Genomic DNA, 9,143 nt, shown 5'->3' on the forward strand with positions numbered 1-9,143 from the left:
GTGACCCAGGAAAACCAACGTTTCTTTACCTCCCTTGAGCGAGAAGCGTTGACCTGTGGCCGGTGTGGCTGTTGCCGCAGTTCCTGCCCGGTTTACCAGCTAGTAGGCTGGGAATCCGCTTCCCCCCGGGGCAAGATTACCCTGGCCAAGGAAATCTTCGCCAAGAAAAACCAAGCGGTTTTAAGCCAGGAATTTATAGAGAGGATGGCCCAGTGCACCCTATGTGGCGCCTGCGCCGAGGCTTGTTCGACTGGTATTGACACGGTATCTTTCTGGCTGGAGCTGAGGGAGCGCATCGCCCGCCTAGGCAAGGCCCCCCAGGCCTATACCGCCCTTAGGGATAATGTCTTAGCCAACAAGAACATCTCGACATTTAGCAACCAGGATCGGCTGGAGTGGGCCGAGGAGTTGGATGAAGAACCCGAGGGGCTGGAGCTCAAGGCAGGGGCTGAGGTTTGCTATTTCGTGGGTTGCGTTTCTTCTTTCTTCCCCCAATCTGCCCAAGTTCCCTTAGCAGTCACCCAGCTTTTGATGCAGGCAGGGATTGATTTTACCACCATGGGCGGAGAGGAGTGGTGTTGCGGGTTTCCTATGCTCCGGGCGGGGTTTGGCCGCGATGCCGAGAAATTGGCCCGGCACAACGTAACCAAGCTCAAAGGGCTAGGTATTCATACCCTGATTGCCAGTTGCGCCTCCTGCTATCACGTGTGGCGGTATGACTATCGCCGGGAATTGGGCGGCTATGAGCTGGAGATCTTGCACACTTCCGAGTACCTGGGGCGCTTGGTGAGGGAGGGGCGGCTTAGGCCTCAAGAATTGGAAGCAGTGGTTACGTATCACGATCCGTGTGACCTGGGGCGCAACAGTGGGGTTTATGATGCTCCCCGCCAGACCATCAAAAGTATTCCCGGCGTCGAGCTGGTGGAAATGGACCACCACCGAGAGGAGGCTATCTGCTGCGGCGGGGGTGGCAATTTGCAGAGCGTTGACCCGGAGCTGGCGGCCCGGATTGCTGAGCTGCGGGTGGCGGAAGTCAAGGAGACTGGAGCCAGCATCGTGGTATCGGCTTGTCAGCAGTGTGAGCAAATGCTGGCTGCGGCGGTGCGCCAAGCTGGTTTGCCGGTGAGGGTGATGGATATTAGCGAACTGCTATTGGAAGCCGTATCTGGTTGAGGGGTGAAGAGGTGGCCCGGGCTTATGCCTGGAGCCAGGAACGGGACGATCTCCGTGGCCAAGAGTTGCGGGAAGAGGTTGTATACCTGTAAAGGAGGTCAAAACTATGGCTTTGAAGGCAGCATTTATGTTTGTGGCTCCTGAGGCGGAAGCCGAGAAGCACCGGGCGGTGGTGGTCACTTCAGCAGTGGAGCTTACCGTAGTGGGGGTGAAGGACTATCAGGCGGCTGTTCAAGCGGCAAAGCAGCTGGTGGCCGAGGGCGTAAGCGCCATTGAACTATGTGGGGGCTTTGGCATCGAGGGCGCCGCGGCAGTGAAGAAAGCGGTCCAAGGAAAAGCGGTAGTAGGCGTAGTCAGGTTTGATAATCACCCGGGGCTCCAGTTCAAGAGCGGTGACGATTTGTTTCAGTAGGCCTAGTAGACGATGAGCTGGTTTGAGTTCTTGTAAGAGCTTAAGGGCTGCAGGAATAAAGGGTTAGGTGGTGGGAAGGTGGTGGATGTTTACAATCTAGGCGCAGTAACCTGGGTGGAGTCTCAGTCTCTATATCATGCCCTGGCCTATTTGAACCGGGAAGGATTGATCATCTGCTACCCCACTAGCCCTTATGTCTGCCTAGGGCTCCATGATGACCTAGAGCAGGAGATTGATTGGAAGTACTGCCGGGACCAGGGAATTCCGCTCTTGCGCCGAGAGACTGGCGGTGGGGTGGTTTACCTTGATAGCCGACAGATTTTCTTTCAACTAGTGTTGCGCCGGGATAACCCGTTGGTACCCTTATGTCGGCCGCTTTTCTTCCAGCGATTCTTGCGTCCAGCCATATCAGTCTGCAGGGACCTAGGCTTGCCGGCGGCAATAAAAGCCCCGGCTGACATTGTGGTGGCAGGGCGTAAGTGCTCCGGGAACGGTGCTGGCGACATCGGGCAGTGCGTTGCCTATGTGGGAAATATCTTACTGGACTTTGAATTCGAGATCATGAGCCGGGTACTTCGGGTGCCTGGGGCTGTTTTCCGGCAGCAACTGGAGAAGGCCATGCGACGGTATATGACCACGCTGGGGGAGTGGCTGGGGCGGTCACCTGGCTATGCAGAACTTTCCCAGGCATTGGCGGTGGCTTTTGGTCGAGAGCTAGGGGAGCTCCGTCCTCGCCAGCCCGATGCCGATCTAATGAATTGTGCCCACAAGGTGGGAGCGCGGCTGGTTAGCCCCGAGTGGCTGGGTGCGCCCGGCCGCAGAAGTCGAAAGCGCCGGGTAAAGATTGCCGAGGGAATCTACCTTCTGGAGGCTCGGTTGGCTGGAGGCAGGCCCGCGGTGGTGCTGGTAAAGGACGGCTTGGTGGAGGAAGTGAGCCTAGCTTGCGGTCAGGTGGATACCTGGGCGGATGGCCAAGCCGGCAGCCAAAATCAATCCTGGGGAAGCGAACTGGAAAGGTATGTTGGTCGCCCGTGGCGCGAGGGCGAGGAGTGGTTAGCTTATAGTCAGTAGCAAAGGGGAGATATGAATGTACCTCTTCGACCTGGGAGTATTGCCGGGGCAATCCTCCATGACCATCTTCCATGCTTTAGCCCGATTGGGCATAGAATCGTTGGTCTTGGTGTCCCCCAAGACCCCGCTAGTGAGCGTTGGCTACTTCCAAGATCTCGGGGGAGTAGATCTGGATTACTGCCAGCGGCACGGTATTTCGGTCATGCGCCGCGAGCTCGGCGGTGGTACTACCTTGCTGGACCAAAATCAAGTCTTTTATCAGGTGGTCCTGAAAAAGAATAATCCTATCCTACCGGGCAATATCGATCAGCTCTACCGTGACTTTTCTAAGCCGGTCATCGGTGCTTATGCGGCGCTAGGGGTTAAAACCAAGTTTAAGCCGGTCAATGACATTGTCACTCTTGAGGGCCGGAAGATCTCGGGTGAGGGCGGAGGAGACATCGGCGATTGTATCGTGTTTGTAGGCGGGATCCTCATGGATTTTGATTTTGGTCTGATGAGCAGGGTGCTAAAACTACCGGACGAAAAATTCCGCGACAAGGTTCATAAGACCATGGAAGAGAATCTTACCACACTGAAAAGGGAGTTGGGTGTAGCCCCAGACCGAAAGGCGGTAATTAGAGCCCTATCCGTCAATTTTGAAAAAGCCCTGGGAAAACTCACTCCGGCCCAGTTGCCAGGCGAAGTCTGGTCTTTGGCCCGGAGTCTGGAACAGCAGTTCACATCGGAAGCGTTCATGCGCAAGAACGATCGCCGGATGGGTTACTCCGGGCAAAACCGCGTTAAGATTAACGCTGAGGTTAGCCTGTGGCAGGGGGTGCATAAGGCCCCGGGAGGACTGATCTAAGCGATAGTCACCACAAAAGGTGGTGTCATTGACGAGCTGCAGATCCTCGGGGATTTTACTTTCTATCCCAAAGATTTGCTGTTCCAGCTGGTGAACAATTTGACCGGGGTACCCTACCAACTGGCAGCGGTTCGGGATAAGCTGGAAGAATTATTAGCCAAGAATGATTTTGAAATGCCGGGGGTTTCAGCCGATGATCTCTGCCAGGCTATCATCGGCAAGGCCCGGGCGGAGGTGCAGGATTGTGGGAGCCAACATGCAACCTGAGCTACGGCGTTTTCCCACCGACCTTTGGTATGACCGCAACCATTACTGGCTCCGAGTCGATGGCCACCAAGCCGTGGTGGGGCTGACCGGTTACGGCCTGAGCCTGATTGGGGAGATCGCTTACTTGGAGCTACCTCCGGCCGGCACCAGCATCCGTCAGGGGGAAGGATTAGGTTCGGTTGAATCTGGCAAGTGGGTGGGAAAATTGACAGCGCCAGTTAGCGGAACCATATTGGAAACCAATTCGGCGCTAGAGGCAGAGCCTGACCTAATTAACCGTGATCCCTATATGCGAGGCTGGATGTTTAAGGTTAGAATTGATAAGCTAGAAGAGTTAAACTGCTTAATGGACCAAGCTGCTTACGTGGGTTGGATCGATCAACAGGCATGCTGCCAACGTGGGTAAGGCTAAAGAGTATGCTAGGCGAGGGGAGAGTTGTGGCTAAGCACTTACTACAGGCCAACCGGGCGGTATTCATGATCATTGACTTGCAGGAAAAGCTAATGAAAGTTATGGACCATGCTGGGCAGGTCTACAAGAATACCAGACTTTTGTTGGCTGCCTGCCACGAGATGAACATACCGGTGGTGGTTACCGAGCAGTATCCTAAAGGTTTAGGGCATACGGTACCCGAAGTGGCGGAGAACCTAGGCGAGCATGTGAAGCTGGAAAAGGTGAGCTTCTCGGCCTGCTCGGAGGATTGCCTGAGGGTGTTGCAGCAGCTGGGCCGCCGCCAGGTGCTAGTGGCGGGAAGCGAGGCCCATATTTGTGTTTTCCAAACGGTCAGGGACCTTATCATGGCCGGGTTTGAGGTTTTCGTAGTTCGCGATGCAGTTTGCTCCCGGTTCAAGAGTAATTTCAAGAATGGCCTGGAACTGATGCGGGATGAGGGCGCGGTGATAACTAACGCTGAGACAGTGGTCTTTGACCTGCTTAAGAAAGCGGGGATAAAGGAGTTTAAGGCCCTTGCTCCCCTACTGAAATAATTGGAAGAAGGATGGCTCGATTGAGTCGCTTGAAGACCGCTTTTGTGGATTCCCATTCTTATGACCCTTGGTACAATCTGGCGCTAGAAGAGTATCTGCTAAACCATGTAGCTGAAAACCAAGTCATCCTCTACCTTTGGCAGAATGACCATACTGTAGTCATTGGCAAGCATCAAAACCCTTGGAAGGAATGTGCCTGCCGGCAGTTGGAAAGTGAGGGCGGGAAACTTGCCCGCCGGTTGTCTGGGGGCGGGGCGGTCTACCACGATCTGGGGAATCTGAACTTTACCTTCGTCATGGACCGCAAGCTCTATGACCTGGACAAGCAATTAGGCGTACTGTTGCAGGCTGTTAAGGATCTCGAGGTAGATGCCGAGTTTTCCGGTCGCAATGATTTGGTGGTGGGGGGTAAAAAATTTTCCGGCAACGCCTTTTGTCTCAAACCCAAAACTGCTTACCACCATGGCACGGTGCTGGTCAACACTGATTTGAGCAAACTTGAGCGTTATCTTTGCCCTTCCAAGGAGAAAATTGCTTCTAAGGTAATTGATGCCCAGTCGGTGCGCTCCCGGGTGGTCAATCTGGCCAGCCTGAACCCAAGGATCACGGTGGCATCAGTCTGGCAGAGTCTCAAGGAGAGCTTTGCTGCCGGCTACGGTTACTATGAGACGGAAATTGACGTAAGTTCGGCTCAAGCTTCCCTGGAAATCCAGAGGCTGTACCGGAAATATGCTTCCTGGGAGTGGCGGTACGGGGAAAGCCCGGATTTCGATATTTCCTATCGCCACCGGTTTGACTGGGGAGAAATCGAGATGTGCTTTTCGGTCGAAGATGGCCAAGTCGAAAGGGCGGCGGTCTACTCCGATGCCATGGATTGCGGCCTGATCGAGGATCTGGCCCGGGCGCTCCAGGGCATTCCTTTCCGTAAGCAGGCCATCATGGACCGGGTGGCGGGCATAGCCATCGGAGAAAGAGAGTCCTTGGTCCAGGATTTGTTGGCATGGCTCCAGACTGCCTGTTAGGCCTAGGTGCCCACTGGCGAGCCGAAGGCCCTTCTCAAATAGCTTGTCCCAAGGAATAGTCAGACCGCCGGCCTTGGCCGGGCCAGCCATGCCCGCTGGCTGCCCGCGGTCTGGGTTGGTGGGAAGCTGCCATCCCGGTCGCTCAACTATCTCGGGGCGTCAGGACAATTTGAACTGGGCTACAGCTTCCTGAAGCTCTAGAGCTAGTTGGGCCAAGGACTGGGCGGAAGCCGCTATCTCCTCGGCTGTGGCATTTTGTTCTTCAGTACTGGCCGATACTTCTTCCACGACGGCGGCATTCTCCTGGGCCACTGCCGCGATCGACTGGATGTTGTTACTGATGCCTTGGGCATGGTTGTTCACCTGTTCAGCGAAGCTGGCTATTTCTTGTATGCTTTCGGTCACACTGTTCACGGCTTCAGAAATCTCTTCATCCTCCGGGCCAGGGCGTGGCTTATCTCGGCCTCTTGCGCTCCAAGGTGAGGGCACAGTCAGGTTTGCCACCGGCGCGCTGTCCTTTAAGGAGATTGGGCTTGGCTTGGCTCCTTGTTGCTCCTGGTCAGTTCCATAGCGGCCAGCACCGCCTGGTGGCATTCCGCCTGGCCAGTGCTTCCCGGGACCAAATCAGTAATGCCGGCCGGGCCGTATTTCTCCCTGATCTGGGCCCGGCTCAAGAATTCCACCGGCCAGCCCAGGGCATCGCCGATGGCACCCCCGATCAGGCAGCCGCGAAAATGCTGCTGGTCTCTTCTCTTGCTCATGGGCCCACCTGCCTTTTTGGTAAACACCGACCTTGGCCAGCTTCTCTCCACCCAGCCCTAAGGTTAATACGCCTACTCCTCCAGGGATACCAACAGCGGAGGCACGACTTGGGCCAAGTATTGCTTCACCTGCTCCCAGCTCACCGGACGCAGTAGCACCGGATCTTTTTCCCTTTCCGCATCGGCAAAATAGGTAAGGCTTTTGAGTATATGGTAAAGATTGAAGTTGGTGCCGCTAAATTTCTGGCGATAGAGATCGAGGCAGCTTTTCAGGTCAGCTATTTCCTGAGCAATAAAGTAAAGATCAAAGAAATCTTTCTTGCTTCCCCGGGAGGCAATGGCCTCTATTTTCATCGGAGCGATATCCTGCGGCGAGGCTACGGGACAACCTTTAAAGGCAGTTGGGGCAGCCAGAAGGGGGTACTTGTAGTAAAGAAAACTCACCTTAGTTCCCTGGAGAATGCCGTGGATGGTGCCCCACTTGGCATTTAGCAATTCAAAGCTGCCAAGCTCCTCCAACCTTTGCCTTAGCATCAAGGTATCGATGTGGCTAGGGGAGAAAAAATCTAGGTCCTCGGAAAGGCGGTGGCCCAGGTGCAAAGCTAAAGCGGTACCGCCAGCCAGGTAAAAGTCATCGAGAATATGGGATGAGGCTAATAGTTCCAATACTTGGAGCCCGTGCGGTGGTAAGGCGGACGCAAACACCGGACCTCTTCCTCCTTGAGGTGATAGTAGCAACGCCAAAAGGAGCCGGTTTTGGCGGATAGTCTGGGGCTAGTCTTGATTACCTCCAGCACATCTTGGTGGCGGTATTGCCTTAGAACCCACCGGATAGCTTGGGTATCTCCGTATTCCAATAAGCGTTCTAAGATAAAGTAGCTATCAGCCTTAGGATCTAGCCCCTCAAAGGGCACATCCCAGAAAAACTTGGTTAAGAAAGGTGGAAGCTGCATGGATTTGCCCCCAAAACCCCCTGTCTCCATTTTAACTTTTCAGTCACCACTACTATACCATCTTTTAGGCGGGATGCCAAAGTTTGCCCTGCTTAGGTCCGGGTGCCCTACCCCCGGTGGCTCCAGGCGGGGTACATGGTCTAAAGGATTCGGGGCCAAGATGAGGAAAGATGACACTCCATGCCACCGGCAGCTAGTAAGCGCCTGGCTGGCCAAGGGGCGTTCTCCGACACCGACCTGATCGCCTACGGACCGGTGAGGACCCTGGAGGAAATCGTCTTCTTCTTCGACCAGAAAAGCTTTTATTCAGCCAAAGAGGTTATAGGATGTCTCCAGGCGATTTAAAGCCCACCACCAGGGTGAGGCTTAGGACTTCATCAGGGTAACGATATAAGTATTAAAGCTAACACTCCAAATCAAAGAGTACGGTAGGCTGGGAGCAAGACCATGGCTTCCGATAGGAATAGCAACCTTTGCCATGATGATAGCTGGGCCGCAGATGGCCATGGAGGAACCCGATGGCAAAGGAACAGGATTTAGCTATTGCACCGTGCTATTCCATTTGCAAGAACTCTGCTGCTGTCATGATTTTTGGATTCACGACGCCGGATTCAAGAAAATCCTTGTCGCCAGTAATCAGCACGTCGGCTTTTGCTTGAACAGCGGCTCGGAGAATCGGCCGGTCGAGAATGTCCCGAACAAGGGCCTCATCGCATATATCAACAGCCGGAGTTGGGACGACCTCGAGGACGGTAAGCGATAGCGCCAAGAAACGTTCAAGGGCCTGGATTTTGTGAGGGAATTTCCGGTTGTATACCCGCCGCAGTTCATCGATGTTTTGGTCGCAGACCATTCCGTGATTGGGGTGGGTAACGGCTTTGACATACGCCTGATAGGGAGTTCCGGTGCTGCTTAAGGACGCGGAAATCAGAATGTTGGTGTCAATCAATACCCTCATAAGCCTTCAATCTCCGCGCGAACACTCTTCACCAAATCCATAACATCATCATCGGTGCGGATTCCGGCCTTTTCTGCTTCCCCTTCCATTTCCTTTTGTAGCATTTTCATGGCGTAGACAGCCGAATTCATAAGGATGACCCGATCCTCTTCGCAGATGAGAGTGACGCGGTCTCCAGTGGAAAGGCGCAGTCTTGAGCGGATATCTTTAGGAAGTGTGATTTGTCCTTTGGACATCACTTTTGCGTTATCAACTATAGGAATATTCATGGTAGAACCTCCCTATTGAACTTGAAAGTAGGGTCTACCCTACTTATCCTACCATTAGTATATGCTAGATCCCACTGAATTACAATAAGTTCCCGCCGTGCGGGCGGAGGTAGATAGCAGTGAAAAACCAGCCTCGCAACTAAAGGAAAGGGCCTTTCCCCTACCGCTTCTACGATTACCGCCACACTACTCGCTCAGTATCAGTGACCGCTAGGCGGTAGTGGGGATAAGCGGTTATGGCCCAGTCCACCTGTTAGGCCTAGGTGCCCACTGGCGAGCCGAAGGCCCTTCTCAAATAGCTTGTCCCAAGGAATAGTCAGACCGCCGGCCTTGGCCGGGTCAGCCATGCCCGATGGCTGCCCGCGGTCTGGGTTGGTGGGGAGCCGCCATCCCGGTCGCTAAACTATTCTCAGGGCGTCAGGA

Annotated in this window: 15 protein-coding genes; 9 read left to right on the top strand and 6 right to left on the bottom strand. The window is 54.4% G+C overall.

Annotation, left to right across the window (positions count from 1 at the left end; translation table 11 throughout):
- The 8 genes from H5U02_12190 to H5U02_12225 all read left to right on the top strand — a co-directional run bounded on the left by H5U02_12190 (nucleotide 1) and on the right by H5U02_12225 (nucleotide 5,779).
- Nucleotides 1–1,173 (top strand): (Fe-S)-binding protein, encoded by a 1,173-nt coding sequence (locus tag H5U02_12190; protein MBC7343176.1) that lies wholly within the window; start codon nucleotides 1–3, stop codon nucleotides 1,171–1,173.
- Nucleotides 1,174–1,279: 106 nt separating this feature from the next.
- The gene (locus H5U02_12195; GenBank protein ID MBC7343177.1) at nucleotides 1,280–1,585 is read left to right on the top strand and encodes a hypothetical protein; all 306 of its coding nucleotides are present in this window, start codon (nucleotides 1,280–1,282) and stop codon (nucleotides 1,583–1,585) included.
- A gap of 78 nt (nucleotides 1,586–1,663) precedes the next feature.
- Nucleotides 1,664–2,656: a lipoate--protein ligase family protein gene (locus tag H5U02_12200; GenBank protein MBC7343178.1), complete on the top strand. Its 993-nt coding sequence runs from the start codon at nucleotides 1,664–1,666 to the stop codon at nucleotides 2,654–2,656.
- Between the two features lie 16 nt (nucleotides 2,657–2,672).
- Nucleotides 2,673–3,503 (top strand): lipoate--protein ligase family protein, encoded by an 831-nt coding sequence (locus H5U02_12205; protein MBC7343179.1) that lies wholly within the window; start codon nucleotides 2,673–2,675, stop codon nucleotides 3,501–3,503.
- A gap of 3 nt (nucleotides 3,504–3,506) precedes the next feature.
- Nucleotides 3,507–3,770, top strand: a complete 264-nt coding sequence (locus tag H5U02_12210; GenBank protein ID MBC7343180.1) for a hypothetical protein — start codon at nucleotides 3,507–3,509, stop codon at nucleotides 3,768–3,770.
- On the top strand, nucleotides 3,748–4,176 hold the full coding sequence (gene gcvH / locus H5U02_12215; protein ID MBC7343181.1) for a glycine cleavage system protein GcvH: 429 nt from the start codon (nucleotides 3,748–3,750) through the stop codon (nucleotides 4,174–4,176). Before H5U02_12210 ends, gcvH begins: the two co-directional genes overlap by 23 nt.
- A gap of 11 nt (nucleotides 4,177–4,187) precedes the next feature.
- A complete protein-coding gene (locus H5U02_12220) occupies nucleotides 4,188–4,757 on the top strand; it encodes an isochorismatase family protein (protein ID MBC7343182.1) in 570 nt (189 codons plus the stop codon).
- Nucleotides 4,758–4,768: 11 nt separating this feature from the next.
- Nucleotides 4,769–5,779: a lipoate--protein ligase gene (locus H5U02_12225; GenBank protein ID MBC7343183.1), complete on the top strand. Its 1,011-nt coding sequence runs from the start codon at nucleotides 4,769–4,771 to the stop codon at nucleotides 5,777–5,779.
- 159 nt (nucleotides 5,780–5,938) lie between these two features.
- Here H5U02_12225 and H5U02_12230 read toward each other — a convergent pair whose 3' ends face one another.
- From H5U02_12230 to H5U02_12245, 4 genes are all read right to left on the bottom strand, one after another.
- A complete protein-coding gene (locus H5U02_12230) occupies nucleotides 5,939–6,283 on the bottom strand; it encodes a methyl-accepting chemotaxis protein (protein MBC7343184.1) in 345 nt (114 codons plus the stop codon).
- Between the two features lie 14 nt (nucleotides 6,284–6,297).
- Nucleotides 6,298–6,540 carry an ADP-ribosylglycohydrolase family protein gene (locus tag H5U02_12235; protein ID MBC7343185.1) on the bottom strand — a complete coding sequence of 81 codons (243 nt, stop codon included), beginning with the start codon at nucleotides 6,538–6,540 and terminating at the stop codon, nucleotides 6,298–6,300.
- A gap of 72 nt (nucleotides 6,541–6,612) precedes the next feature.
- Nucleotides 6,613–7,245: a nucleotidyl transferase AbiEii/AbiGii toxin family protein gene (locus H5U02_12240; protein MBC7343186.1), complete on the bottom strand. Its 633-nt coding sequence runs from the start codon at nucleotides 7,243–7,245 to the stop codon at nucleotides 6,613–6,615.
- Complete coding sequence (locus H5U02_12245) at nucleotides 7,194–7,493, bottom strand: hypothetical protein (protein MBC7343187.1); 300 nt, start codon at nucleotides 7,491–7,493, stop codon at nucleotides 7,194–7,196. The genes H5U02_12240 and H5U02_12245 overlap by 52 nt, the downstream gene beginning before the upstream one ends.
- A 180-nt stretch (nucleotides 7,494–7,673) precedes the next feature.
- On the opposite strand from H5U02_12245, the gene H5U02_12250 reads away from it, so the two are divergent.
- Nucleotides 7,674–7,838 carry a hypothetical protein gene (locus H5U02_12250; GenBank protein ID MBC7343188.1) on the top strand — a complete coding sequence of 55 codons (165 nt, stop codon included), beginning with the start codon at nucleotides 7,674–7,676 and terminating at the stop codon, nucleotides 7,836–7,838.
- A 208-nt stretch (nucleotides 7,839–8,046) separates the two neighbouring features.
- Here the strand turns inward: H5U02_12250 and H5U02_12255 are convergent, their stop codons facing one another.
- Together H5U02_12255 and H5U02_12260 are read right to left on the bottom strand one after the other, a co-directional pair.
- Nucleotides 8,047–8,451, bottom strand: coding sequence for a putative toxin-antitoxin system toxin component, PIN family (locus tag H5U02_12255; GenBank protein ID MBC7343189.1), 405 nt, complete (start codon nucleotides 8,449–8,451; stop codon nucleotides 8,047–8,049).
- The gene (locus tag H5U02_12260; GenBank protein MBC7343190.1) at nucleotides 8,448–8,720 is read right to left on the bottom strand and encodes an AbrB/MazE/SpoVT family DNA-binding domain-containing protein; all 273 of its coding nucleotides are present in this window, start codon (nucleotides 8,718–8,720) and stop codon (nucleotides 8,448–8,450) included. The genes H5U02_12255 and H5U02_12260 overlap by 4 nt, the downstream gene beginning before the upstream one ends.
- Between the last annotated feature and the right edge of the window lie 423 nt (nucleotides 8,721–9,143).

Source organism: Clostridia bacterium, from assembly GCA_014360065.1.
In the GTDB taxonomy this organism is placed as follows: domain Bacteria; phylum Bacillota; class DSM-521; order Neomoorellales; family JACIYF01; genus JACIYF01.

Coding starts and splice junctions, on each gene's coding strand:
- H5U02_12195 (MBC7343177.1), top strand. CDS start 1,280: ATGGCTTTGAAGGCAGCATTTATGTTTGTGGCTCCTGAGGCGGAAGCC.
- H5U02_12205 (MBC7343179.1), top strand. CDS start 2,673: ATGTACCTCTTCGACCTGGGAGTATTGCCGGGGCAATCCTCCATGACC.
- H5U02_12245 (MBC7343187.1), bottom strand. CDS start 7,493: ATGCAGCTTCCACCTTTCTTAACCAAGTTTTTCTGGGATGTGCCCTTT.
- H5U02_12220 (MBC7343182.1), top strand. CDS start 4,188: ATGCTAGGCGAGGGGAGAGTTGTGGCTAAGCACTTACTACAGGCCAAC.
- H5U02_12260 (MBC7343190.1), bottom strand. CDS start 8,720: ATGAATATTCCTATAGTTGATAACGCAAAAGTGATGTCCAAAGGACAA.
- H5U02_12250 (MBC7343188.1), top strand. CDS start 7,674: ATGCCACCGGCAGCTAGTAAGCGCCTGGCTGGCCAAGGGGCGTTCTCC.
- H5U02_12235 (MBC7343185.1), bottom strand. CDS start 6,540: ATGAGCAAGAGAAGAGACCAGCAGCATTTTCGCGGCTGCCTGATCGGG.
- H5U02_12255 (MBC7343189.1), bottom strand. CDS start 8,451: ATGAGGGTATTGATTGACACCAACATTCTGATTTCCGCGTCCTTAAGC.
- H5U02_12225 (MBC7343183.1), top strand. CDS start 4,769: ATGGCTCGATTGAGTCGCTTGAAGACCGCTTTTGTGGATTCCCATTCT.